The organism is Mesorhizobium sp. WSM3864 (genome assembly GCF_002294955.1).
In the GTDB taxonomy this organism is placed as follows: domain Bacteria; phylum Pseudomonadota; class Alphaproteobacteria; order Rhizobiales; family Rhizobiaceae; genus Mesorhizobium.
Map to the genome: position 1 here is coordinate 451,726 of NZ_NSGD01000004.1, position 23,471 is coordinate 475,196.

Consider the following 23,471-nt stretch of genomic DNA (forward strand, 5'->3'; position numbering starts at 1 on the left):
GCCTGTTCTCTGCCAAGACCATCGGCCGGCATGGTTAATCGTTGGTTAATTTCTGCGCGCTTTCGACGTTTCACAGCCGGTCCGGTGGCGAAGCGTTAACCATTTGCGTTTACCCAAAAGCAACGAAGATTGCACTGGGGCCGGAATGGCTGAGGATAGAACCGCGCGCTCTGTTTCCGGCGAAATCATGACCGGCACGGCGACAAAGGCCGCGCCGGAGCGCGTCATCCTCGACAGCGATATCGTCGATGCCGACTATGTGGTGCTGCCGCGATTCGCCGCCCGTTCGGAACCGACCGCGGCGCCTTTGCCGCCGCAAGCGCCCTCGACGCCATCCATCGCTGGTATGGGCATGCTGCGCAAACCGGAGGCTACGCCGGCGCGGCCGGCCTCGCGTGGCGGTCCGATCTTCTGGGCCGCCGGAGTGGGCGCCGCCCTCGTCGCTTTCTGGGTGTCGGGCGGACATGCCCTGGTGCGTCAGAGCCCCTTCTGGGCGGCTGCGCAGCCGGCAAGCGCGCTCAGCATTTCCGGTGTGACGTCGCGAATCGATGCCTCGGGGCTGAAGCCCATCCTGTTCATCGACGGCGAGGCCGCCAATGACGGCGCACGGGCGGAGTCGCTGCCGCCGCTCGAGATCCGCGTCACCGACAATGCCAGCAATGTCATCCGCTACAGGCTGGGGACATCCAACCGCTCGCTGGCGCCCGGCGAAAGATTCGGCTTTTCCAGCCGGCTCGATGTCCCTAGAAACGGCGTGAAGGCCGTATCGGTCACCTTCGCCGGGTAGGTGCATCGATATTCGGGTGATGCCGGCCTGCAAATAGTGGTTTCCTGCGCTTGGGTGCTCACGTGCTTGAGTACGCTCTGCACCGGTTCTCGGAACCCGCTATTTTGGGCTCGGCCTGACCTGAATATTGATGAACCTAGCCCATCCGGCGTTGCAGGCGATTCTGAAGGAAAAAGCTATGCCAGTTGTACGCGGCAAGGACATCGAGGTCCTGTTTTCGGCGTCGGCGATCGCCCGGCGCAATCTCGAGCTCGCCAAGGAAATCGCCGGGCGCGACTATCACGACCTGCTTGTGATATCGATCCTGAAAGGCTCGTTCGTCTTTGCCGCCGATCTTATCCGCGCCATGCACGATGTCGGCCTGTCGCCCGAGGTCGAATTCATCTTCATCTCCAGCTACGGAGCCGGCACCACAAGCGGCGAGGTCAAGGTGCTGCGCGACATCGACAACGAGGTCGCCGGCCGCGACGTTCTTTTGATCGACGACATCCTCGAATCCGGCAAGACGCTTTCCTTCACCCGCGACCTGATGCTGTCGCGCGGCGCCAGGAGCTGCGCCATCGCGGTGCTGCTCGACAAGCGCATGCGCCGCCAGACCACGCTCAACGCCGATTATGTCGGCTTCGACTGCCCCGATTATTTCGTCGTCGGCTACGGCATGGACGTCGCGCATGCTTTCCGGGAATTGCCGTTTGTCGGGGTCGTGAAAGAGGACAAGTAAGGTCGCGCCGAAAAGGCCGCATGGACGTTTCAAATTTTCAGAAAACGTCAACGTTTCGGCGGCATCTATCTCGGCATGGCAAAGCTTTTGATCGTCGAGGACGATGAATCCGTCCGCACCCTCGCTGCCCGCGCGCTGGAACGTGATGGGCACAGTGTCACCATCGCCGCCGATGGCGTGCAGGGGCTCACCCTGATCCGCCAGCAGCGCGGCAGCTACGATCTCGTGGTGTCGGATATCCGCATGCCGGAGATGGACGGCATCGAGATGGCGACCGCGGCGGCAAAACAGTTTCCGGCCATGAAGATCATGCTGATGACCGGCTATGCCGACCAGCGCGAGCGGGCCGAGGAATTGAACGGCATCATCCTCGACGTCGTGCAGAAGCCGTTCACGCTTGCCGAAATACGCGCCCGCGTCGGACGGGCATTAAGCTGCTTCGCTTGATCGTTTAGACGGCATCGCCGGTCGCTGCGATTGCAGGTGCTGCGCCGCGTCGGCGCTCACCGTTGAGTGCAACCAGACCGGCGCCGATGATCAGCGCCGCGCCCAGCACCGTCGTTGACCGCGGGACCTCGGCGAAGAACAGGAAGCCCCACAGCGGCGACCAGAGGATGCCCGTGTATTCGAAGGTTGCGACCCGGTTGGCGGGCGCCATCCGGTAGGCCTGCGACAGCAAGATCATGCCGGCGGAGGCAACGAAGCCGCAGGCCGCCATCTTCAGGAAGTCCGGCAGCGCCGGCCAGACCCAGGGCCGCACCAGGAAGTCGAGGCTCGGGTGGCCCGCATGGGTGATGCCGGCAAGATGAAACACCGCGGCCACCGCCACAGCGCCGGTGAGATAGGCGCCGTTCTGGTAGAAGGCCATGACCGTCGAGGATTCGGTCTCGCCGATCCGGCGCGCCATCAGCTGCGAGAACCCGTAGAGGAATGCCGAGCCGAGCGACAGCAGTGCCGCCCAGTCGAATAATCCGGCGCCCGGACGCAACATCACGACCACGCCCACGAGGCCGATCAGCACCGTCGTCAGCGTCCGCCCGGAGACGTGCTCGCCGAGATAAGGCCCGGCAAGCAACATGATGAAGAGCGGCGCCATGAAATAGAGCGCTATCGCGTCGGCCAGCGAGAGGGCGGCAATCGCCAGATAGTAGACGGTGTAGGAGCTGAATTGGATGAAGCCGCGCAGCGTCAGCATGCCCGCTCGTTTCGACAGCAAGGCTGTCAGGCCGACATCGGCCTGGACGATAACGACCAGGATCGGCAGCGCCACGAGGGCGCGGATCGCCATCACTTCCGTCACCGGATAGCTGCCCGAAACCGCCTTCACCAGCGGGTCCTGCAACGAAAAGACGAGAACGCCGAGGCAGAGGCTCAAAATGCCAAGCACCATCCGGTTCTGCATGTTCGTTCCAGTGAAAAAGAGCCCGCCACCGTTTCGGGCAGCGGGCACGAGTGAGGACTCTTCGAATTGGTCCGCGGCCGAATCTCACGGCCGCATATCCAATGGGTAGAGCAACTATCCTGCGGCGTTTGACATGTTGCAAACGAATTGGAATGATACCAGCAATCAAAATTTCTTATGGCGGCATCGATGAAGCCCACCCTCGACAGCGACCTCCTGCGCACCTTCGTGGCGGTGGCCGAGACCGGCAATTTCACCAAGGCGGCCGAAAAGGCCGGACGCACCCAGTCGGCGGTGTCCATGCAGATGAAGAAGCTGGAAGACATGGTGGGCGACAGCCTGTTCGAACGCGGCTCTCGCGGGGTGGCGCTGACACGTCGCGGCGGCGAGCTGATCGCCAACGCCCGCCGCATCGTCTCGCTGCTCGACGAGACGGCGGCATCGCTGGTCGCGCCGCCGCTCGGCGGGCTGGTGCGCATCGGCATTCCTGCCGAATACGGACGGTCGATCTTGTCGCGGGCACTTGGCGAATTCGCCAAACGCCACCCGCGCGTGGAGGTCACGGTGCGTTACGCGCATTCCGACTCGCAGGTGAGGGCGCTTGCGGCCGGCGAACTCGACCTTGCGGTGGTGTTCGAGTGGGAAGGTTTTTCCGGCGGCGATGTGCTGATGCACGATCCCACGGTATGGGTGACGTCAACGCTGCATCACATGCATGAGGAACGGCCGGTGCCGATCGCGCTTTACAGCCGCAATGGCTGGTGCCGGGACTTCGCGATCAAGTCGCTGCAGCAGCGCGGCCTCGACTACCGCGTCGCCTACACCAGCGACACCAATGGCGGCCTGACGCTGGCGGTCACTTCTGGCCTGGCGATCGCACCGATCTCGCGCAGCAACATCCCGCCCGATTGCCGCGAGCTGACCGCCGCCGACGGCTTCGGCGACATCGATTCCTCGAATGTGGTGCTGCACCGCAATCCGCTGGCGACGGGCGAAGCGATCGACGGGATGGAAAACGCGATCCGCGAGGCTTTCATGTTGACCAGGCAGGCACAGGCAACAGTCAGTCTTTGACTTACGAAACGGTCCGCTCAATCCGGCGGTCCGCTCTCCATCTGCTTGAGCCAGCGCATGGCATCCTCAAGGCGATCGTCGCCCCAGAACAGCTCGCCGTCGACGACGAAGCTCGGCGAGCCGAAGATGCCGAGCGCCTTGGCCTGCTCCGTCGCGGCCGCGAGCTCGGCCTTGGCGTCATCGCTGTCGGCCCGCCGAAGAACCGGCTCCGCTTTCTGTCCGGCTTTCTCGATGCTCGCCGAAATGTTTGGCTCGCTACCCGCCGGCTCACCCATTTCGAACCAGCGCCGGTAGCTTTCCCGGGCATAGGCTTCGCACCAGCCCTCGTGCGCCGCGATGAGAGCCACGCGATTGGCGCGTTCGAGCTCGGCCAGCGGGTAGGGGGCCGGCAGTTTCGGCACCATCCTGTACATCGCCGCTCGGCGCTCGATGTCGCGCCACATATAAGCCGCCTTCGCCGGCTTCTTGGCAAAGGGAATGTTGTCCATCTCGATCATGATGGCGCGCACATTGAAGGGTCGCCAGCGGAACTCGATGCCGGTCTCAGCCGCAACCTCGGCGAGACGCATCACCGAAAGATAGGTGTAGGTGCTGCCGATGGAGAACCAGAAGTCGATCATCGCCAGTCTCCCTTGACGATGACGATACCGGCAGGCAGCGCGGCCTGCAATGCGTGTGGCGAGAGAGACCTGCGGCTGCCCGCTACCTCAGTCTCTTTCGAAAAAGGTCAGGCGATTGCCGAACGGATCGATCACCGTGACCTCCTTCGTCTGCCAAGGCGTAGTCTCAAGGCCCGGCCTGTTGAAGCGGTAGTTCTTGGCCTTGAACTCGCGATGCAGCTCAATGATGCCGGTCGCTTCGATGCGTATATTGGCACCGGGCGAGCCGTCGCCATGATGCTCGCTCAAATGCAGCTCGCAGCCGTCGCGGGCGATGCCCATATAGAGCGGCGCGTTGTCGTCGAAGCGATGCTCGAAGCGGACCTCGAAACCGTGGAACTCGAGATAGAACTCTCGCGCCTTGGCGATATCGAACATGCGCAGGATCGGGGTGACGGTTCCAAGCTTCGGCATGGCGATGGTGACGGGTGTGGGCGCTATTTCAGTTCGAGCAGCCGTTCGAGGTAGCTGCGCTCGATGTCCGGGCTGAGCGCGTTGCCGAGGCGCTTGCGGATCGCTTCGAGGATCTGGCGGGCGCGCTGCACGTCGATCTCGTCGGGCACCTTGACGGAGTTGCCGTCGTCAGGGCCCTTTGTGGCGCGCGGCCGGCCGAGTGGGTCGCGGTCAGCGTCCTGCTGACGTCCGCCCTGTTCGCTGCCGCCCTGGTCGCCCTGCATGGCCTGCATCTGCTTCATCATCTCCTTGGCGCCGCGGCGCAGCGCCTCCAGCGCGCGGCCCTGGTGGCCGACCGCCTGGTCCCCTTCGCCTTCGCCCAGCGCCTGCTCGGCATCTCCCATGGATTTGCCGGCCTCGCCGAAGCCTTCATTGGGCTGCATGCCCATGCCTTCGAGGCCCTTCTTCAGCTTGTCGAGCTCGCTCTGCAGCCGGCCCTGACCCTCCTGCAGCTGCTTCAGCGCATCCGCGAATTCCTGCGGCGTCATCTGTTTCGGCCGGCCAAGCGGGTCGCGGTCGTCACCGGGCTTCTGCCCATCCTGCGACTGCTCGCCATCCTCGCCCAGCTGCTCGTCGCGATTTGCACCGCGCTGCCGATCGCCGCGCTGCATCTGGTCGAGGCGGAAGGTATCGTTCATCATCTCCTGCTGGCGCCGCATGATCTCGCCCAGCTTGTCCATCTGCTGGCGCATCTCGCTGTCCTGCTCGCCGGCCTGCTGCTGGCGCCCGGCCTGCAGGTTGTTCATCATGTCCTGCAGTTCCGACAACAACTGCTGGGCCCGGTCTCGGTCGCCGGATTTGGCGAGATTCTCGATCTCGTCCATCATCCGGTTGATGTCGCTCTGGCGCAGTTCCCGACCGTTCTGCTGCATCTGCGGCGCGTTCGGGTTCTGCTGGGCGCGCTGGGCGAATTCCTGCAGGAACTGGTTCATCGCCTCGCGAAGTTCCTTCATCGCCTTTTCGAGCTCTTCGTCGCTGGCGCCGTTTTTGATGGCGTCCTGTAGCGCCTGCTGCGCCTGGCGCAGCCGACGCTCGGCGGCCGACAGATTGCCTTCCTCGATGCCGAGCGCGATCTCCCACAGATAAGCCACCTCGTTGCGTAGCTGGTCGTCGTTCTCGGCAAGCTTCAGCCGGCTCCTCGCGCTCATGATCGCAAGGTAATGCGACATGTTGTCGAAGGTATCCTCGGGGCGCAGGGTGATCGCGTCCATCAGGTCGAGCACGCGCGGCTTGGCGTTGGCGTCGAGCGCCAACAGGCGGCGCTGCTCGATCACAGCGCGGGCCAGCGGATTGGAGAAGGGCCGCTCCGGCATCACCAGCGTCTTGGTCTCACTGGTGGCGGTATGGCCGGCATCGTCGGTGGCGGTGAGCGTCAGCTTGATGGTGCTGCCGGCCCAGACATGCTCGGTCAGATCCTTGGTCGTCTTGGCCGCGTTCGCCTTGCCGCCGCGGCGCGGCAGCGTCAGCGGCATGTCGGGCGGGCCATAGAGCGGATGCGCATTGGCCGGCGGCGGCCCAGACAGCTCGAAGACGGCCTTGGCGGAGGCCGCGCCATAGTCGTCGTCGATCTGGTAGTTGAGCTCGATAGCGCCATTGACGGCACGCTTGGGCTCGCCGACGAAACGGATCGTCGGTGGTTTGTCCGGGATGATGGCGAAGGCCCAGTGGCTGAGGTCGTCCTCGCCGGACTTGAGCCGCAGCGTGCCGTTGGTGTTCAGCTTGCCGGAGAACTGGCGCACTTTGAGCCCGGCTGGGGACCCCGGCTGCGCCGCGGCTGGCGCGGCGCCCTTCGGCGCAGCCGGCTCGATGGCGCGATCGTTGCCGTTCGCGTCGGCATAGCTCAGCGTCTCTTCGCCGGTTCCGCCGGTGACGCGCAGCGAGACGTCGCTGCCCTCTGGGACGCTGAAGACCTGCGCGGCCTGGTTCACGTCGGCGGTCAAGAACAGCGGCGGCTTCCCGGTATAGGACGGCGGCGTCACCCAGGCATCGATGCGCGGCGGCACACTATCGCGCGCGGCGCTGGCGACGAAGCCGTCGCTGATCCTGCCGCCGAAAGGTCCGAACGAGAAGGCAAAAGCGGTGACGAACAGCAGCCCCACCACAGCCCGCAGGCCCCAGCGGTCATAATCCGGCACGCTTGTGCGCGGCCGGTCGGCGCCCAGGCCGGAGAGCCGCTCGGCCATGCGCTTCTGGTGCTCGCGCCACAGCGCCTGCGAGAAGAGGCTGTCCGCGCCGCTCGGCCGGTCGGTCTGCACCTGCACGGGGCTGTGCAGCAGCTCGTTCGCTGCCTCGATGCGCCGGTCGACCTCGACGGCGGAAGGAATGCGGAAGAAGCGCAGCGCAAAGAGCGCGGCGAGCGCCGAGATGGAGAAGAGGATCAGGAGGCCGATCCGCGCCAGATCCGGCAGGCGCTGGAACAAGCCCAGCCACGAGACACTGAGGAACAGGCCGGCGACCACCGCCAGCGGCAACAGCAACGGCCAGCCGCGCTCGAAGATCATCGAGGCCCGCGTCGCCAGCCGGCTCAAGGCAAGGCGCCCGGCTAGACCGCGTTCGCCGCTGGAAATGGGTCGTTCCGTCATCGGCCCTTCCTGCCCGGGCAGGATCGCCCGGACCTCATGAGCAGAGGATAACACCAAACACGGCGAAGGCGAGGCGGGTTCCAAAATCTGTGACGGGTTCGCCGCCTTTACGATCAGAAATTCGCGGGATTCGTATTGGAACCACAGACCAGGACGGCCACGCGCTCGCCGGGAGCCGGCGCGTAGCGGCCGGAAAGCATCGCGGCAAAGGCAGCGGCCCCGCCCGGCTCGGCGATGATTCGCGCGCGCTCCCAGAGCGCTTTCTGCGCCGCCACGATGTCGTCGTCGCTGACCAGGATCGAGCGCTCGACGAAAGCTTTCGCGATCGGGAACATCATTTCGCCGACGCGCTTCGGCGCCAGCGAATCGGCGGCGATGCCCTCGGCCGGTGCATCGACCGGCTTGCCGGCCTCGAAGGCGCGGTGAAGCGTCGGCGCGCCCTCGGGCTCGATGGCGATGATGCGGATGCGGCCAGCGAACCAGGCGGCGATGCCGCCGATCAGGCCGCCGCCGCCGACCGCGACAAGCAGCGTCTCGATCTCCGGCAGATCGGCTTCGACCTCGAGCCCGAGAGTGCCTTGGCCGATGAGCGTCTCTTCCTGGTTGAAGGCGTGGATCTGCAGGGCGCCGGTTCGTTCGGCAAAATCCTCGCTGGCGGCCAGCGCCTCGGCATAGCGCGCACCGCCGACCACCAGCTCGGCGCCGTAGCTGCGGATGCGCTCGAGCTTTGCCGGCGGGCTGACCTCGGGCACGAAGATGGTGGCCTTGTGCCCGAGCTTCATGGCGGCATAGGCGACGGCGGCGCCATGATTGCCGCCGGAGGCGGCGACCACACCCGCTGCGGGCACCTGCCGCTCGAGCAGGTTGGTGAAGGCGCCGCGCGCCTTGAACGAACCGGAATGCTGCAGACATTCGAGCTTCAGATCGACCGGAAAGGCCGGCCGGCCGAAGTCAGCCATGTCGACGCGCATTACCGGCGTGTGGCGGACGAACGGGCGGATGTGCGGTTCCACCGCGGCGATGCGATCCCGCGGGATAGCTCCAGTCTCCATCATGGCTTGCTCCTTTGAGCGCGGGACCCTCGTGCTTCTATTTCAGCCACTCGGGCAATGAATCCAGCCCGATCAGCTCCTCATAGGTCGGGCGCGGCCGTACGACGTGAAAACGGTCGCCGTCGACCAGCACTTCGGGCACCAGGAGCCTTGTGTTGTAGGTGCCGGCCTGCACCGCGCCATAGGCGCCGGCCGTGGAGACGGCGATGAGGTCGCCGGCCTTCAGCCTGGGGAGATCGCGGTCGAGGCCGAGGAAATCGCCTGTCTCGCAGACGGGGCCGACGATATCGACCTTCATGCGCGGCGTGGCAGCCGGCGGCTGCACCACCGGTCTGATGTCGTGGAAGGCGTCATAAAGCGTCGGCCGGATCAGGTCGTTCATGGCGGCATCGACGACGAGGAAGTTCTTGGCGTCGCCTTCCTTCACATAGATCACTTCCGAGACCAGGATGCCGGCATTGCCGACGATCAGCCGGCCAGGCTCGAACATCACCTTCAGGCCGAGCCGGGTGACATGCTTCCTGACGATCTCGGCATAGGCGTCGGGCAAGGGCGGCGGGCTGTTGTCGACGCGGTACGGAATGCCGAGGCCGCCGCCGAGATCGACATGCTCGATGGCGTGTCCGTCAGCGCGCAGCACGCCGACCAGTTCCACCAGCAGCGCGAAAGCGTCGTCGAAAGGCTGCAGTTCGGTGATCTGGCTGCCGATATGGGTGTCGATGCCGGTGACCTTGATGCCCGGCAGCTCCGCCGCGCGGGCATAGACCTGGCGCGCCCGCTGCCACGGGATGCCGAACTTGTTCTCGGCCTTGCCGGTGGAGATCTTCTTGTGGGTCCTGGCGTCGACGTCCGGGTTGATGCGCAGCGAGACGGGTGCCACCTTGCCGAGCGCTGTGGCGCGCGCCGACAGCAGTTCGAGTTCGGGTTCGGACTCGACGTTGAAGCAGAGGATGCCGGCATTGAGGGCGAAGTCCATTTCCCGCGCGGTCTTGCCGACGCCGGAAAACAGGATCTTGCTCGCGGGGATGCCGGCGGCCAAAGCGCGCCGCAGTTCACCTTCCGACACCACGTCGGCGCCGGCGCCTTGTCTTGCCAGGGTCTTCAGGACGGCCTGGTTGGAATTCGCCTTCATCGCGTAGCAGACCAGCGCGTCGAGACCGGCAAAAGCTTCCTTGAAGACCCGGAAATGCCTGGTCAGGGTCGCGGTCGAATAGCAGTAAAACGGCGTGCCGACGCTGGCGGCGATGTCGGGGATTGCCACATCCTCGGCGTAGAGAACGCCGTCGCGGTAGTCGAAATGGTTCACGGGGAGAGGTCCGAAAATTGGAGCGCGATGAGATCGGATGATCTCCTCGGCTCTAGAGCAAGGGGTCGAGAATGAACTTCTTGTCCTTGACCGGTTTCTCAGGCTCGGGCGGCAGCGGCTGTTTGGCTCGCTCCGCATCCTTGCGCGCCTGCACGGCAGCCTCGTAAGGCGTATCGAGGCCGCCTCTCCTGCCGCAGGCCGTGACGGTGACAACCGCCGCCAGCAGCGCGAGCGTCACCAAAATCCTGCCTCGGGTCATCGATCCATCCGTTCGAAAATGTTTTGTCCAGCCGCGCTTTTAGCCGAGTTTTCGGCGCATTGCATCCCGGCATCACGCCTTGGCGAGCCGCTTTTTCCAATAGCGGATCTGCTTCTTCACCTCCGACGGCGCGGTGCCGCCGAAGCTGGTCCGGCTCTTCACCGAATTCTGCACGGCAAGCACGGAGAAGATGCCGTCGGTGATGCCGGGATGGATCGAGCGCAGGTCCTCCAACGAGAGCTTTTCCAGCCCGACCTTCTTCTCCTCGGCGAGCGCGACGGCGCGGCCGGTGACGTGATGGGCCTCGCGGAAGGGCAGGCCGAGATTGCGCACCAGCCAGTCGGCGAGGTCGGTGGCGGTGGCGTGACCGGCGCCGGCGGCCTTCTTCATGGCGGCCGTGTTCACGGTCATGTCGCGCACCATGCCGGTGGTCGCCGCCAGCATCAGGTCGAGCGTCTCGGCGGCGTCGAAGACCGATTCCTTGTCCTCCTGCATATCCTTGCCGTAGGTCAGCGGCATGCCCTTCATCACCGTCAGCAAGCCGACCAGATGGCCGTTGATGCGGCCGGTCTTGCCGCGCACCAGTTCGGCGGCGTCGGGGTTCTTCTTCTGCGGCATGATCGAGGAGCCGGTGGAGAAGGAATCCGATAGCCGGATGAAGCCGAATTGCGGCGTCGACCAGATGATGATCTCTTCGGCCAGCCGCGACAGATGCGTGCCGCAGATCGCGGCGATCGAGAGGAATTCGAGCGCGAAGTCGCGGTCCGACACGCTGTCGAGGGAATTGCGCATCGGCTCGCGGAAGCCGAGCGCCTTCGCCGTCATATGGCGGTCGATGGAAAAGCTCGTGCCGGCCAGCGCGGCGGCGCCCAGCGGGCTTTCGTCCATGCGCTCGATGGCGTCGCGGACACGCGAGAGATCGCGGCCGAACATCTCGACATAGGCCATGCAATGATGACCGAAGGTCACCGGCTGCGCGGCCTGCATATGAGTGAAGCCGGGCATTACCGTCGCGGCGTGCTCCTCGGCGCGCTCGAGAAAGGCGGCGATGAGGTCCTTCAGCGCCTGGGCGACGCGCTGGCATTCCTCCTTGACCCAGAGTCTCAGATCGACCGCCACCTGATCGTTACGCGAGCGGGCGGTATGCAGGCGGCCGGCAGCCGGCCCGATCAGATCGGCCAGACGCGCCTCGACATTCATGTGGATGTCTTCGAGCTTGGTCGAGAATTCAAATTTCCCAGCCTCGATCTCTTTCAGGATCGTGTTCAGGCCGTGAGCGATTTTCTCTTGATCGGCCGCCGAAATAATGCCCGTTTCAGCCAACATCTCGCTGTGGGCGATCGAGCCGCGGATGTCCTGCGCGTAGAGTTTGCGGTCGAAGGCGATCGATGCGTTGATCGCTTCCATGATCGCGGCCGGACCCGAGGCAAAACGTCCGCCCCACATCTGGTTGCTGGCCTTCTTGTCGCTCATCGCTATAACCCGTGCTCCGGAGCAGTTTTTAAGAAAATGGCAGACGGCAATAAATTCTTCCCGGCCCCGCGCCTCATCCTCGCCGCGCTTGTAGCGGGCGTGCTGGCCGGCGCGGTCGCGGTATATGTCAGCGAGAGCGGTTCTGGCAACAACACGCCGGATCAGGTTGCCGCGGCCGGCACCGGCAAGGACGACATCGCCTGCAAGGCGAAGGTCGAACGGGCCAAGCAGGTTGCGGCAAAGGCAGTCGGCCAGGTCGCGGCGCTGCAGCCGGCGGATCCGCCGCAATCGCTGAAGGGCCTCGCCTTCAACGGACCCGACGGCAAGCCGACGACGATCGCCGGTCATGCCGGCAAGACGGTGCTGCTCAATCTGTGGGCGACATGGTGCGCGCCCTGCCGCGCCGAAATGCCGGCGCTCGATGCGTTGCAGAAGGAAAAGGGCGGCAACGCTTTCGAGGTCGTCGCGGTCAATGTCGACACCGGCGACGACGCCAAGCCGAAAAAGTTCCTGAAGGAGATCGGCATCGAGACGCTCGGCTACTACCGGGATGCGACGATGGGCCTGTTCAACGAGGCCAAGACGCGCGGGCTGGCGCTTGGCCTGCCGGTGACGATGCTGATCGACGGCGAAGGCTGCCTGATCGCACATATGAACGGCCCGGCGGAATGGTCGAGCCCCGACGCCAAGCGATTGGTGGAGGCCGCGCTCAGTCCGTCAAGCTGAGCGCAGCGCGGCGGCCGGCTCGAGCATCAGGATGCTGCCGCCGCGGGCCTCGACAGCATCCATGGCCGCCGGCACGCCGGTCAGCTCGCTGAAGGTTTCGATCGGGCCTGGCCTGCCGAGATAGTATCCCTGGCCGATCTCGCAGTCTTCGGCATCGAGGAAGCGCAATTCGTCCAGCGTTTCGACGCCTTCGGCCAGAACAGGCAGGCCGAGGCCGCGCCCCAGACCCAGCACGGCGCGCACGATGGCCGCGACCTGGCCATTCCTGTCGACCGACTTGATGAAGGAGCCGTCGATCTTGATCTTGTCGAAAGGGAAGGCGCGGAGATTGGAAAGCGATGAATAGCCGGTTCCAAAATCGTCCATCGCGACGCGAATACCAAGCGCCTTGACCTGCCGCAGAGTCGCCAGCGCCCGCGGCATATCCTTGATCAGCGCCGTCTCGGTCACTTCAAGCTCCAGCCGTCCGGCCGGAAGTCCCGAACGCAGCAGAATCTCGTGCACTTTGCGGCTGAAATTCGGGTTGTGGAGCTGCACCGCCGAGACATTGACGGCGATGGTCAGCGGATTTTTCCAGCGGACGGCTTCCTCGCAGGCCGTCGCCAGCACCCATTCGCCGATCTGGGCGATGGCGCCGCTGTCTTCCGCGACCGGGATGAAGACCGACGGCGGGATGTTGCCGCGCTCCGGATGATGCCAGCGGATCAAGGCCTCGAAACCGATCATCTTGCCGCTGCTGATCTCTTTTTGCGGCTGATAGACCAGCCGGAACTCGCCGCGCGCAACCGCCTGGCGCAGATCGTGCTCCATGGCGCGCCTGTCGCGCGTCTCGGCGCCCATCGAAGCTTCGAAATAGCGATAAGTGTCCTTGCCCTCGGCCTTGGCGCGGTAGAGCGCGGTGTCGGCATGGCTGACCAGCGCCGCCTGCTCGTCGGCGTCCAGCGGGAAAAGAGCAATGCCGATGCTGGCCGACACCAGTTCGCCGCCGGGCGACAACTGGCTCTCCTGGCGCAGCTTGGAAAGCACCGCCTCGGCGATGCGGCCCGCGGCCTGCGGGTCGGGAAGGTTCGGCGCAATGATGGCGAATTCGTCGCCGCCGAGGCGGGCGAGCATCTGCCCATGGCGGAGCACGCCCGAAGCGCATTGCGCCACCCTCTGCAGCACGGCGTCGCCGGCCGCATGACCGAACAGGTCGTTGACTTCCTTGAAGCGGTCGAGATCGAGAAGCATCAGCGCGAGCTGCCCGCCCTTGCCGCTTGCCGTGGCGATCTCGGCCTCGAGGCGGCTGGTGAAGCTGCGGCGATTGGCAAGCCCGGTCAGCGGATCGAAATGCGCCAGGCGAAGGATCTCCTGCTCGGCCTTCTTGCGCTCGCGCATGTCGCGGACGGCGACGACGTCGTGAGGCTTGCCGCAATAGTCGATGCTGCGGGCGATCAGCTCGACCGGGATGCGGGTGCCGTCCTGGCTGCGCAGCTCGGTTTCCTGCGCCTGGCCGCTGCCGCCGGCGATGGCTGAGGCGATGCGTTCGCCGAAGAGGTCGCCAAGCGTCATCACGTTCAGCGTGCCGGGCGCGATGCCGCTCAGCGCCGCGATGCTGTCGTTGGCGCTGACGATGCGGCTTCCGTCGCAGACGATCAGCCCCTCGACCGCCGCGTTGGCCAGGCCGTGCATGCGCTGCGCTTCCGCCTGGTGGCGTCGGAAGCGCAGGTCGATGCGGAGCGCCGCGGCCGAGAGCACCAGGATGACCAGGCTTGCCGCCGCGGCGGCAAAGGCTTGCGACATCGGCGCGATGGTGAATTTTGAGATCTCTATCGAGGAGTCCGGATAAATCGAGACCGCCGCCATGGCGATAAAATGCAGTGTGCAGATGGCCAGTGTGAGCAAGACGGCGGCAGCGATCGTCGTAAGCGTCGACGGGCGGCGCAGCACGACGAGCAGCGAAAGCGCGGCAAGCGTGACGCCCGCCGCCAGCGAAAGAGCGACGAGCAGCTCGTTCCAGACGATCCGGCCCTGGACCTCGAACGCCGCCATGCCGGTATAGTGCATCACGGCAATGCCGACGCCGAGCACGGCGCCGCCGACAAGGTAGTGATCAATGCCGCCGCGGATGGTGGCGATCCACATTCCGGCCGCTGTCAGAACTACGGAGGCAGCCAGCGAAAGGGCGGAAAGCTCCGCGTTATAGGCGTTGGGTATTCCCGGCGTGAAGGCGATCATGGCGACGAAGTGCGTCGCCCAGATGCCAAATCCGGTCGCCGTGGCTGCAATCAACAGCCATGCGTAGCGATTTCGACTGGTCGATTGCTCGACATGGCGAAGAAGATTGACCGCCGAGAAAGAAGAAATTCCGCAGATGAGCGCCGCAAGCGCGACCAACCTCAGATCGTGCTCGTGCACGATGCAATTATAGACGGTCAACATTTGGCCCCACCTGATCTTCCCGCATCAATCAAGTTAAGATTGCTTAAGGCCCGACGGCTAAAGAATCGATTAGTGGACCTGCAACCGACGCGTGTGTCTCGGGTTGTAAGGGCGGATAAGGTTAGGCCGGCTGTCGCACACGCGCTCAATCCTAAGCCGGCAAGCAATCTGCCCGGCCGTGACTGATGCACGTTATTTTAGGATCAGTTGATGTTCATCGACGCATAACAAAACCGTTGTCCGATTGTCATGCGCAACACATACTGGTTTCTGCGGAAGCCCCCCTTTCGCCAATCACAACGGGAGATGAAAACATGAAGCTCTTCGGCTTCGCGGCAGGTGTTGCCGCTACCTTGACCCTGCTTTCCACCACGTCCGCTTTCGCTGTCACGCAGATCAGCTGGTGGCATGCGATGACGGGCGCCAATGCGGAAGTCGTCGACAAGATCTCGAAGGACTTCAACGCCAGCCAAAGCGACTACCAGATCGTTCCGGTCTTCAAGGGCACCTATCCCGAGACGCTGAATGCAGGCATCGCCGCGTTCCGCGCCGGCCAGGCGCCGGACATCATCCAGGTGTTCGATGTCGGCACCGGCGTCATGATGGCGGCAGAGAGCGCGATCAAACCCGTGGCCGAAGTTTTGACGGGCGCGGGGATGACGTTCGATAAGAGCCAGTATCTGCCCGGCATAGTCGGCTACTATTCGAAGCCGGACGGCACCATGTTGTCTTTCCCTTACAATTCCTCCTCGCCGATCCTCTACTACAACAAGGACATCTTTCAGAAGGCCGGCCTCGACGTGAACAACCCGCCTAAGACCTGGAACGAGGTCTGGGAAGCGGCGAAGAAGATCAAGGCGAGCGGCGCGGCCCCTTGCGGCTACACCTCGACCTGGCTGACCTGGATCCATCTGGAAAATTTTGCCGCCTGGAATAATGTTTCCTGGGCGACCCAGCAGAACGGACTGGCCGGCGGCGACGTCGAGCTCAAGATCAATGCGCCGATTTTCGTCAACCACTTTCAGGCGCTGGCTGACCTCGCTAAGGATGGCACTTTCAAATATGGCGGGCGCACCTCCGAGGCCAAGCAGATATTCCTCGCCGGGGAATGCGGCATCTTTACCGAGTCCTCGGGCGGGCTCGGCGATATCGTCAAGTCGGGCATGAACTACGGCATCGGCCAACTGCCGTATGACAGCGATGCCAAGGGCGCGCCGCAGAACACGACGCCCGGCGGCGCAAGCCTCTGGGTTTTCAGCGGCAAATCCGATGCGGAGTACAAGGGCGTCGCGGCCTTTTTCGCCTATCTCTCCAAGACCGAGGTGCAGGAATATCTGCACCAGAAGTCGGGCTACCTGCCGGTGACGCTGGCGGCCTATGAGGCGACCAAGAAGTCCGGCTTCTACGACAAGAACCCGGGCCGCGAGACACCGATCCTGCAGATGACCGGCAAGGCGCCGACCGAGAATTCGAAGGGTGTGCGCCTGCCCAATCTGCCGCAGGTGCGCGATATCCAGAACGAGGAGTTCGAGAAGATGCTGGCCGGCCAGGAAACGGCTCAGCAGGCGCTCGACAATGCCGTCTCGCGCGGCAACGCGGCGATCAAGGACGCTTTGGGCAACTAGACCTGGCCGAGATGAAACGTCGCCCGCGCGGATCCGCGCGGGCGATCCTTGCTTGACGAGGAAACCAAGCTGACCCCGCGCGTCGTTTTCCCCCACAAAGTTCTGCCTTACCTGCTTGTGGCGCCGCAACTCGCCATAACACTGGTTTTCTTCTACTGGCCGGCCGGGCAGGCGCTCTACCAGTCCATGCTCAGGCAGGATCCATTCGGGCTGAAGAGCAAGTTCGTCTGGTTTGCCAATTTCCGCAAAGTGCTTGCCGACCCGGCCTATCTCAACTCGATCAAGGTAACGGTGGTATTTTCGCTTGCCACCGCAATCGTGGCCATGGCCGTGGCGTTGCTGCTCGCCGTAATGGCGGAAAAAGTGGTGCGCGGGAAAGCGCTCTACCGCACGCTGATGATCTGGCCCTATGCGGTGGCGCCGGCGATCGCCGGCATGTTGTGGCTGTTCCTGTTCAACCCTTCGATCGGCTCGCTATCCTACGTGCTGAGAAGTCTCGGTATAGCCTGGGACCCGTTGCTCAACGGCAGTCACGCCATGATCCTTTTGGTTTCCGCCGCCGCTTGGAAGCAGATCAGCTACAATTTCCTGTTCTTCGTCGCCGGGCTGCAGGCGGTGCCGAAGACGCTGATCGAGGCGGCGGCGATCGACGGCGCCCGCGAGACCAAGCGTTTCTGGACCATCATCTTCCCGCTGCTCGCGCCGACGACCTTCTTCCTGCTGGTCGTCAACACTGTCTATGCCCTGTTCGACACGTTCGGCATCGTCCATGCCGTCACCGGCGGCGGACCGGGCAAGACCACCGAGACGCTGGTCTACAAGGTCTACAATGACGGCTTCGTCAACCTGATCCTCGGCGACTCGGCGGCGCAGTCGGTGATCCTGATGGTCATCGTCATAGCGCTCACCGCCATCCAGTTCCGCTATGTGGAACGCAAAGTCCACTACGGCTGAGGCAAGCGATGATCGGCCAGTCCCCGTTGCGTGTCCTGATCGCCCATGCCGCTCTCATTCTCGGCATTTTGATCGTTGCATTTCCCATCTACTACACATTCGTGGCCTCGACTCAGACGCTGCAGACGATCCTCAAGCCGCCCCTGCCGCTGCTGCCCGGTGACCAGCTCTGGAACAATTACAGCGAGGCGTTGTTCGGCGGTGTCGGGCGCATCGGCGGCGTCAGCGTCGGCAGGCTGCTTCTCAACACGACGGTCATGGCGCTCGGCGTCGCGGTCGGAAAGATCTTCATCTCGATCCTGTCGGCTTATGCCATCGTGTTCTTTCGTTTCCCGCTGCGCATGACCTTCTTCTGGCTGATCTTCATCACTCTGATGCTGCCCGTCGAGGTCCGCATCCTGCCGACCTACAAGGTGATGGTCGATCTCGGCATGATCGACACCTATGCCGGTCTGATCATTCCGCTGATCGCCTCGGCCACGGCCACGCTATTGTTCAGACAGTTCTTCATGACCATCCCGGGCGAGCTCGTCGAGGCGGCGCGCGTCGATGGTGCCGGGCCGTGGCGCTTCTTCTTCGACATCCTCCTGCCGCTGTCGCGCACCAACATCGCGGCGCTGTTCGTCATCCTTTTCATCTATGGCTGGACGCAATATCTGTGGCCGCTGCTGGTCACCAACAGCAACGACATGAACACCATCGTCATTGCGCTGAAAAAGATGGTTTCCTTCGCCGATGCCGATACCCAGTGGCACCTTGTGATGGTCACCGCGATGCTGGCCATCGTGCCGCCGATCCTTGTCGTGGTGCTGATGCAGCGCTGGTTCGTGCGCGGCCTGGTCGAATCCGAGAAGTGAGGGGCGATGGCGACGGTTGATCTCAATGATGTGAGGAAGCTCTATGCCGGCGGCGTCGAGGCCGTGAAAGGCGTTTCCATCGCCATTCCGGACAAGCAGCTTTGCGTGCTGGTCGGTCCCTCTGGCTGCGGCAAATCGACGTTGCTCAGGATGATCGCCGGACTCGAGACCATCTCGTCCGGAACGGTTGCGATCGACGGCAAGATCGTCAATGCCGTCGGTCCGACCGAACGCGACATTGCCATGGTCTTCCAGAATTACGCGCTCTACCCGCATATGAAGGTCTACGACAACATGGCCTATGGCCTGCGTAATCGCGGCACGCCGAAAGCCGAGATCGACAGCAGAGTGCGTTCAACTGCCAAGGTGCTGGAATTGTCGGGACTGCTCGACCGGCGCCCTCGCGAGCTTTCCGGCGGCCAGCGACAGCGCGTCGCCATGGGCCGGGCGATCGTGCGCAATCCGAAAGTCTTCCTGTTCGACGAACCGCTCTCCAACCTCGACGCCAAGCTGCGCGGCCAGATGCGGGTCGAGATCAAGAGCCTGCAGCGCAGGCTCGGCGTCACTTCGGTCTATGTCACCCACGACCAGCTCGAGGCGATGACGCTAGCCGACATGCTTGTCGTCATGAATGCCGGGCTGGTCGAGCAGATCGGCGCTCCTCTCGACATTTACGAGAAGCCGGCCTCGACATTCGTCGCGTCCTTCATTGGCGCGCCGCCGATGAACCTGCTCTCACTGAGCACAGAAAGTTCTGCAACTGAGCTGGAAGGAAAGTTGCTTGGGCTTGCCCCGCCCGGCGGGCAGGCGGCAATGCTAGGCTTCAGGCCCGAGGACGCCGAACTCGTCGCCGATGCCGAGGACCGATCCGGGGCGCTGATGCTGTCCGCAACGGTCGAGGCCGTGGAGCCGGTCGGCGCGGAAACCTTCCTGCACTGCTCGGCTGCCGGCAATCGTATCGTGATACGGGTTGGCGGCCGCACGGCGGCAAAGCCCGGCGACAAGTTGCGCATCACCGCCACAGCCGAGAAGTTGCACTGGTTCGATCGGGGCGGCAGGCGCCTCGACAGCACAAGCCCCTCCTCTTGACCCAGCTTCAGGCAAACACATGCGCCTTGCCGGTCACGGTGAGGCGCACGATCTCGCCGACCTCCGGCACGTCCATGCCGGTCTTGCGCAGGATGAGCGGTGTGTTGCCGATCGCGGCCGCATCCGGCGGATCCGGGCTGTTAAGCAGCCGCACGGCGATGGTGCAGACCGAGCCGGCGAATTCGGAGTCCGTCACCTCGCCGAACAGCATGTCCGGCGTCCCCGACATGCCTTCGCGGGAGGTTCGTTTAAGCACCACTTGCTCGGGCCTGAGCATGATACGGGCGACGTCGCGCCGCTCGGTGATGTCGACCGCGATGCGGCCGAGCGGCGATATGGCAAAGCCGTCGGCGATCTTGGCCGGCACGATGATGGCGTCGCCGAGGAACTCGGCAACCATCCTGTCCCTGGGCTGGAAGTAGAGTTCGCGCGGCGTGCCGACCTGCGAGAACAGGCCGTCGCGCATGACGGCCACCTGGCTGGCGAAGGACAGCGCCTCGGCCTGATCATGGGTGACCAGGATGGTGGTGATGCCCGCATCCTCCAGAAGCTCGGCCACAGCCTTGCGCATCGAGGCGCGCAGGCCGGTGTCGAGCGCCGAGAACGGCTCGTCGAGGAGCATCAGCCGGGGTTTCATCGCCATGGCGCGGGCAAGCGCGACACGCTGCTGCTGGCCGCCGGAAAGCTCGTGCGGACGGCGCTTCAGGATCGCCTTGTCCAGCCCGACGATATAGGCGAGCTCGACAATGTGCTCGGCGCGCTTCTCGGCGCTTCGGGGCATGCCGAAGCCGATGTTGTCGGCGATGGTGAGATGCGGGAAGAGGGCGCCGTCCTGCGCCACCACGCCGATGCCGCGGCGATGCGCCGGCACCGCCGCCCCGCCATTGGCGAGCAGCTTGCCGTCGAGCGCGATGCGGCCGCGATCTGGCGCCTCGAAGCCGGCGATCAGCCTCAGCAAGGTGGTCTTGCCGCAGCCGGAGGGTCCGACGATCGCGGTGCGGCTGCCGCTTTCGACGGTGAGGTCGACGCCGGCAAGTGCTGCCACGGGGCCATAATGTTTTGCTACGTCGCGGAGCTCGAGGAAGCTCATCGGCCGGCCATCCGCTTCGACTGGACGTAGAGCACCCAGGTCATGGGCAGCGACATCGCCACCATGATCAAGGCGTAAGGGGCGGCCGAGGCGTAGTCGATCTCGCCGCTGTAGGACCAGAACGCCATCGCAAGGGTGCGGGTGCCGTTCGGCGCCAGCATCTGCGTGGCGGTCAATTCATTGGTGATGCCGAGCGCCACCATCGCCATCCCGGCCGCCGCGCCCGGCGCCGACAGCCGGATCGTGGTCGACCATAGCGCCCTGAGCGGCGGGCGGCCGAGGCTCGAAGCTGCGCGTTCGAGTTCCACCGGCGCCTGGGCGATCGAGGCGCGCAGGCTGACCAGCGCGCGCGGCAGGAACATCAGCGCATAGCCGAAAAGGATGGTGAAGAGCGTCTGATAAAGCGGCAAGGCGACGCGTACGGTGATGGTCACCAGCGCCAGCGCGACGACCACACCCGGCAGCGAGCCGACGATGTAGTTGCAGCTCTCGAGCAGGCGCTGCAAGCGGCCCGGCGCACGGATCGAGATCCAGGCCATGGGCATCGCGGCGACCGTGGCAAGCAGCGCGCCGGCGACGGCGAGGACCAGCGTCTGGCCGAGCGCCAGGCTGATCTCGTCCCAACGCCAGACGTCGGCGCCACCGGCAAGCAGCCAGCGGCCGACGGTCACAAAGGGCACGCCGAGCGTGAGCAGCGCAGTCCCGGCGGGCAGCAGCAAGCAAGGCAGAGTGGCGCGGCCGAGGGCGACACGCTGCTGCTGGCGCGCCGCCCCGGAGCCGACGCGGGCATAACGCTCCTCACCACGCACGATCACCTCCACGCCAAGCAGCACGAAGCAGCAGGCGACCAGCACGGCGGCGAGCATGTTCGCCGCCGCGCCGTTGAAGGTCGACTGGAACTGGTCAACGATCGCGGTGGTGAAGGTATCGAAGCGGATGAAGACATAAAGCCCGTATTCGGCAAGCAGGTGCAGGCCAACCAGCAGCGACCCGCCGCAGATGGCCAGCCTCAACTGCGGCAGCACGACGCGCGCGAAGACGCGCCAGGGTCCGAGGCCCAGCGCTGCGGCGGCATCTTCCAGCGCAGGGTCAAGCCGGCGCAGCGCCGCTGCGATCGGCAGATAGAGGAACGGGAAATAGGCGATGACGGAGACGAGCACGCCGGCCCAGAGCCCGTGCAGGCCGGGGATCAGGCTGATCCAGGCGTAACTGTGGACGAAGGCCGGGATAGCCAGCGGCGCTACCGACAGCCACGACCACCAACGGTTGCCGGGAAGGTCGCTGCGCTCGGTCAGCCAGGCAAGCGCCACCGACAGCACGATGGCGATCGGGACGGCCAGGACGACAAGCAGGATGGTGTTGACCAGGAGCGCGCCGACGCGAGGCCGAAAGATCAGCGCCACCACCGTGTCCCATCCCGTCTGGATGCCCACCCAGACGATGAAGGCAAGCGGCAGGAGAGCGATCAGCGAGACGATGGCGGCCGCAAGCGTAATCCACGACGTGGACCGCCGGCTCTGCCTTGCGGCAGCCGGCGGCCCCGAATGCGTGAGGTCGATCGCGGACATCAGCCGGAATGCACCGCCTGGAGACGATCTGATGAACCGCGAACGCGGTCGGAAACGCAGATGATCGTCATCGACGAGGCCATCTCCAAAACAAAAGCGCTCCCGCGGAAAGCGAATTCCGGCGGGAGCACGGTCGGTTGTCCTTTTAGGACGAACGCGGACTAAAGCAAGCCGGCTTGCGTCATCAGGTCGATGACCTTCTTCGAGTTCAGGTGCGTCGGATCGATCTTGGGCGCCTGCAGATCGGCCAGCGGCACGAGCTTCGGGTTCGACATGGCATCCTTGCCGACCGCGTATTCATAAGAGGTCCCGGTTTTCAAAACCTCCTGGCCGGCCTTGCCGGTGACCCACTTCAAGAAAGCCTGGGCTTCCTTCGGATGCTTGCTCGAGGCCAGCACGCCGCCGCCAGAGATCGACACGAACGCGCCCGGGTCCTGGTTCTTGAAATAATGCAGGCCGACATTCTTGCTGTTCTCGCCGGTCTTCGCCTGGTCGCCGAAATAGTAGTAGTGGTAGATCACGCCGCCATCGATCTCCCCGGCATTGACCGCCTTCATCACCGTATTGTTGCCCTTGTAGGCGGTGAAGTTCTCCTTCATGGCCTTCAGCCAGTCGGAAGTCGCGGCTCCACCTTTGAGCTCGAGCATCGCGCTGACGATGGCCTGGAAATCGGCGCCGGACGGCGAGGCGGCCCACCGGCCCTTCCAGCTCGGATCGGCAAGGTCGAGCAGCGACTTGGGCAGCTGGCCTTCCTTGAGCTTGTCCTTGTTGTAGGCAAAGACGGTGCTGCGCGCGGCGACGCCCACCCATTTGCCGCTCGAAGGCTGGTATTCCTGCGGAACCTGAGCGAGGGTGTCGGCATCCACCGGCGCGAACAGGCCGGCCGCCTCGACCAGCGCCATTGCAGGCGAATTCTCTGTCAGGAACACGTCGGCCGGCGAGGCAGCACCCTCGGCGACGATCTGGTTGGAGAAATCGCTGTCGCCGCCGTTGCGCAGCGTGACCTTGATGCCGGTTTCCTTGGTGAAGCCCTTCGCCCATTCCTTGGCCAGGCTTTCATGCTGGGCGTTGTAGACGATGATGCCTGCATCCTCCGCCATGGCCGGTCCGGCAATCAGGCCGAGCGCCAGCGCGGCGGCGCCGGCAAGAGTGGAAAAGGCAGTTTTCATGGGCATCGTCCTCAAATCTGGAGACAGGGGTTCGGGCTCAGGCGCACCTATCAATACCTGATTACGATAGTCAACATTCCGGCCTGCTTCAATCGGTCGCCGTGCCGCAAACTTTCGTGATTTTCCGGTACTTTGGCTTGGACATTATTTCGCCGGACACGTAACAAACCAGGGCCGAGACGCGAACATCGGGGGTAAACTCTT

At 64.2% G+C, this 23,471-nt stretch carries 21 protein-coding genes; 9 read left to right on the forward strand and 12 right to left on the reverse strand.

The window, feature by feature from the left end; genetic code table 11:
* Positions 1-145 precede the first annotated feature (145 nt).
* The 3 genes from CK215_RS12580 to CK215_RS12590 all read left to right on the forward strand — a co-directional run bounded on the left by CK215_RS12580 (position 146) and on the right by CK215_RS12590 (position 1,955).
* Positions 146-787, forward strand: a complete 642-nt coding sequence (locus CK215_RS12580; protein ID WP_095831087.1) for a hypothetical protein — start codon at positions 146-148, stop codon at positions 785-787.
* Positions 788-965: 178 nt separating this feature from the next.
* Positions 966-1,508, forward strand: coding sequence for a hypoxanthine phosphoribosyltransferase (hpt, locus tag CK215_RS12585; protein ID WP_095782435.1), 543 nt, complete (start codon positions 966-968; stop codon positions 1,506-1,508).
* Between the two features lie 75 nt (positions 1,509-1,583).
* Positions 1,584-1,955 (forward strand): response regulator, encoded by a 372-nt coding sequence (locus CK215_RS12590; RefSeq protein ID WP_095831088.1) that lies wholly within the window; start codon positions 1,584-1,586, stop codon positions 1,953-1,955.
* A 4-nt stretch (positions 1,956-1,959) separates the two neighbouring features.
* Here CK215_RS12590 and CK215_RS12595 read toward each other — a convergent pair whose 3' ends face one another.
* A complete protein-coding gene (locus tag CK215_RS12595; protein ID WP_066990236.1) occupies positions 1,960-2,910 on the reverse strand; it encodes a DMT family transporter in 951 nt (316 codons plus the stop codon).
* A gap of 189 nt (positions 2,911-3,099) precedes the next feature.
* Between CK215_RS12595 and CK215_RS12600 the strand changes: the two genes are divergently transcribed.
* Positions 3,100-3,984, forward strand: coding sequence for a LysR substrate-binding domain-containing protein (locus CK215_RS12600; RefSeq protein ID WP_095782779.1), 885 nt, complete (start codon positions 3,100-3,102; stop codon positions 3,982-3,984).
* Positions 3,985-4,001: 17 nt separating this feature from the next.
* On the opposite strand, the gene CK215_RS12605 is transcribed toward CK215_RS12600, so the two are convergent.
* The 7 genes from CK215_RS12605 to argH form a co-directional block, all read right to left on the reverse strand.
* A complete protein-coding gene (locus CK215_RS12605; protein WP_095782433.1) occupies positions 4,002-4,604 on the reverse strand; it encodes a 2-hydroxychromene-2-carboxylate isomerase in 603 nt (200 codons plus the stop codon).
* A gap of 87 nt (positions 4,605-4,691) precedes the next feature.
* Positions 4,692-5,057, reverse strand: coding sequence for a glyoxalase superfamily protein (locus tag CK215_RS12610; protein WP_095831089.1), 366 nt, complete (start codon positions 5,055-5,057; stop codon positions 4,692-4,694).
* A 23-nt stretch (positions 5,058-5,080) separates the two neighbouring features.
* Positions 5,081-7,678, reverse strand: coding sequence for a TIGR02302 family protein (locus tag CK215_RS12615; protein ID WP_095831090.1), 2,598 nt, complete (start codon positions 7,676-7,678; stop codon positions 5,081-5,083).
* Between the two features lie 113 nt (positions 7,679-7,791).
* Entirely contained in the window at positions 7,792-8,733 is a 942-nt protein-coding gene (locus CK215_RS12620; RefSeq protein ID WP_095831091.1) for a threonine/serine dehydratase, read from the reverse strand.
* Positions 8,734-8,767: 34 nt separating this feature from the next.
* On the reverse strand, positions 8,768-10,036 hold the full coding sequence (gene lysA / locus CK215_RS12625; protein ID WP_095782430.1) for a diaminopimelate decarboxylase: 1,269 nt from the start codon (positions 10,034-10,036) through the stop codon (positions 8,768-8,770).
* 52 nt (positions 10,037-10,088) lie between these two features.
* The gene (locus CK215_RS12630; protein WP_066990222.1) at positions 10,089-10,295 is read right to left on the reverse strand and encodes a lipoprotein; all 207 of its coding nucleotides are present in this window, start codon (positions 10,293-10,295) and stop codon (positions 10,089-10,091) included.
* A 72-nt stretch (positions 10,296-10,367) separates the two neighbouring features.
* A complete protein-coding gene (gene argH, locus CK215_RS12635; RefSeq protein ID WP_095831092.1) occupies positions 10,368-11,768 on the reverse strand; it encodes an argininosuccinate lyase in 1,401 nt (466 codons plus the stop codon).
* Between the two features lie 36 nt (positions 11,769-11,804).
* On the opposite strand from argH, the gene CK215_RS12640 reads away from it, so the two are divergent.
* Complete coding sequence (locus CK215_RS12640; protein WP_066990216.1) at positions 11,805-12,494, forward strand: TlpA disulfide reductase family protein; 690 nt, start codon at positions 11,805-11,807, stop codon at positions 12,492-12,494.
* Here the strand turns inward: CK215_RS12640 and CK215_RS12645 are convergent.
* Positions 12,486-14,915 (reverse strand): EAL domain-containing protein, encoded by a 2,430-nt coding sequence (locus CK215_RS12645; protein ID WP_095831093.1) that lies wholly within the window; start codon positions 14,913-14,915, stop codon positions 12,486-12,488. The two genes, CK215_RS12640 and CK215_RS12645, sit on opposite strands and share 9 nt — an antisense overlap.
* Before the next feature lie 314 nt (positions 14,916-15,229).
* Between CK215_RS12645 and ugpB the strand changes: the two genes are divergently transcribed.
* The 4 genes from ugpB to CK215_RS12665 all read left to right on the forward strand — a co-directional run bounded on the left by ugpB (position 15,230) and on the right by CK215_RS12665 (position 19,440).
* Positions 15,230-16,540: a sn-glycerol-3-phosphate ABC transporter substrate-binding protein UgpB gene (gene ugpB, locus CK215_RS12650; protein WP_066990210.1), complete on the forward strand. Its 1,311-nt coding sequence runs from the start codon at positions 15,230-15,232 to the stop codon at positions 16,538-16,540.
* 69 nt (positions 16,541-16,609) lie between these two features.
* Positions 16,610-17,494, forward strand: coding sequence for a sn-glycerol-3-phosphate ABC transporter permease UgpA (gene ugpA, locus CK215_RS12655; protein ID WP_066990493.1), 885 nt, complete (start codon positions 16,610-16,612; stop codon positions 17,492-17,494).
* Between the two features lie 8 nt (positions 17,495-17,502).
* Positions 17,503-18,351: a sn-glycerol-3-phosphate ABC transporter permease UgpE gene (gene ugpE / locus CK215_RS12660; protein ID WP_066990208.1), complete on the forward strand. Its 849-nt coding sequence runs from the start codon at positions 17,503-17,505 to the stop codon at positions 18,349-18,351.
* Positions 18,352-18,357: 6 nt separating this feature from the next.
* Positions 18,358-19,440: a sn-glycerol-3-phosphate import ATP-binding protein UgpC gene (locus tag CK215_RS12665; RefSeq protein ID WP_095831094.1), complete on the forward strand. Its 1,083-nt coding sequence runs from the start codon at positions 18,358-18,360 to the stop codon at positions 19,438-19,440.
* A 7-nt stretch (positions 19,441-19,447) separates the two neighbouring features.
* Here CK215_RS12665 and CK215_RS12670 read toward each other — a convergent pair whose 3' ends face one another.
* From CK215_RS12670 to CK215_RS12680, 3 genes are all read right to left on the reverse strand, one after another.
* The gene (locus CK215_RS12670) at positions 19,448-20,530 is read right to left on the reverse strand and encodes an ABC transporter ATP-binding protein (RefSeq protein WP_095779358.1); all 1,083 of its coding nucleotides are present in this window, start codon (positions 20,528-20,530) and stop codon (positions 19,448-19,450) included.
* Entirely contained in the window at positions 20,527-22,098 is a 1,572-nt protein-coding gene (locus CK215_RS12675; protein WP_095828454.1) for an iron ABC transporter permease, read from the reverse strand. The genes CK215_RS12670 and CK215_RS12675 overlap by 4 nt, the downstream gene beginning before the upstream one ends.
* A gap of 161 nt (positions 22,099-22,259) precedes the next feature.
* Positions 22,260-23,267: an iron ABC transporter substrate-binding protein gene (locus tag CK215_RS12680; protein ID WP_066990195.1), complete on the reverse strand. Its 1,008-nt coding sequence runs from the start codon at positions 23,265-23,267 to the stop codon at positions 22,260-22,262.
* Positions 23,268-23,471: the final 204 nt, after the last annotated feature.

What these genes read in the sequence shown, in the direction of transcription:
- CK215_RS12580 (WP_095831087.1), top strand. Translation starts at nt 146, where the DNA reads ATGGCTGAGGATAGAACCGCGCGCTCTGTTTCCGGCGAAATCATGACC.
- hpt (WP_095782435.1), top strand. Translation starts at nt 966, where the DNA reads ATGCCAGTTGTACGCGGCAAGGACATCGAGGTCCTGTTTTCGGCGTCG.
- CK215_RS12590 (WP_095831088.1), top strand. Translation starts at nt 1,584, where the DNA reads ATGGCAAAGCTTTTGATCGTCGAGGACGATGAATCCGTCCGCACCCTC.
- CK215_RS12595 (WP_066990236.1), bottom strand. Translation starts at nt 2,910, where the DNA reads ATGCAGAACCGGATGGTGCTTGGCATTTTGAGCCTCTGCCTCGGCGTT.
- CK215_RS12600 (WP_095782779.1), top strand. Translation starts at nt 3,100, where the DNA reads ATGAAGCCCACCCTCGACAGCGACCTCCTGCGCACCTTCGTGGCGGTG.
- CK215_RS12605 (WP_095782433.1), bottom strand. Translation starts at nt 4,604, where the DNA reads ATGATCGACTTCTGGTTCTCCATCGGCAGCACCTACACCTATCTTTCG.
- CK215_RS12610 (WP_095831089.1), bottom strand. Translation starts at nt 5,057, where the DNA reads ATGCCGAAGCTTGGAACCGTCACCCCGATCCTGCGCATGTTCGATATC.
- CK215_RS12615 (WP_095831090.1), bottom strand. Translation starts at nt 7,678, where the DNA reads ATGACGGAACGACCCATTTCCAGCGGCGAACGCGGTCTAGCCGGGCGC.
- CK215_RS12620 (WP_095831091.1), bottom strand. Translation starts at nt 8,733, where the DNA reads ATGATGGAGACTGGAGCTATCCCGCGGGATCGCATCGCCGCGGTGGAA.
- CK215_RS12630 (WP_066990222.1), bottom strand. Translation starts at nt 10,295, where the DNA reads ATGACCCGAGGCAGGATTTTGGTGACGCTCGCGCTGCTGGCGGCGGTT.
- argH (WP_095831092.1), bottom strand. Translation starts at nt 11,768, where the DNA reads ATGAGCGACAAGAAGGCCAGCAACCAGATGTGGGGCGGACGTTTTGCC.
- CK215_RS12640 (WP_066990216.1), top strand. Translation starts at nt 11,805, where the DNA reads ATGGCAGACGGCAATAAATTCTTCCCGGCCCCGCGCCTCATCCTCGCC.
- CK215_RS12645 (WP_095831093.1), bottom strand. Translation starts at nt 14,915, where the DNA reads ATGTTGACCGTCTATAATTGCATCGTGCACGAGCACGATCTGAGGTTG.
- ugpB (WP_066990210.1), top strand. Translation starts at nt 15,230, where the DNA reads ATGAAGCTCTTCGGCTTCGCGGCAGGTGTTGCCGCTACCTTGACCCTG.
- ugpE (WP_066990208.1), top strand. Translation starts at nt 17,503, where the DNA reads ATGATCGGCCAGTCCCCGTTGCGTGTCCTGATCGCCCATGCCGCTCTC.
- CK215_RS12665 (WP_095831094.1), top strand. Translation starts at nt 18,358, where the DNA reads ATGGCGACGGTTGATCTCAATGATGTGAGGAAGCTCTATGCCGGCGGC.
- CK215_RS12670 (WP_095779358.1), bottom strand. Translation starts at nt 20,530, where the DNA reads ATGAGCTTCCTCGAGCTCCGCGACGTAGCAAAACATTATGGCCCCGTG.
- CK215_RS12675 (WP_095828454.1), bottom strand. Translation starts at nt 22,098, where the DNA reads ATGTCCGCGATCGACCTCACGCATTCGGGGCCGCCGGCTGCCGCAAGG.
- CK215_RS12680 (WP_066990195.1), bottom strand. Translation starts at nt 23,267, where the DNA reads ATGAAAACTGCCTTTTCCACTCTTGCCGGCGCCGCCGCGCTGGCGCTC.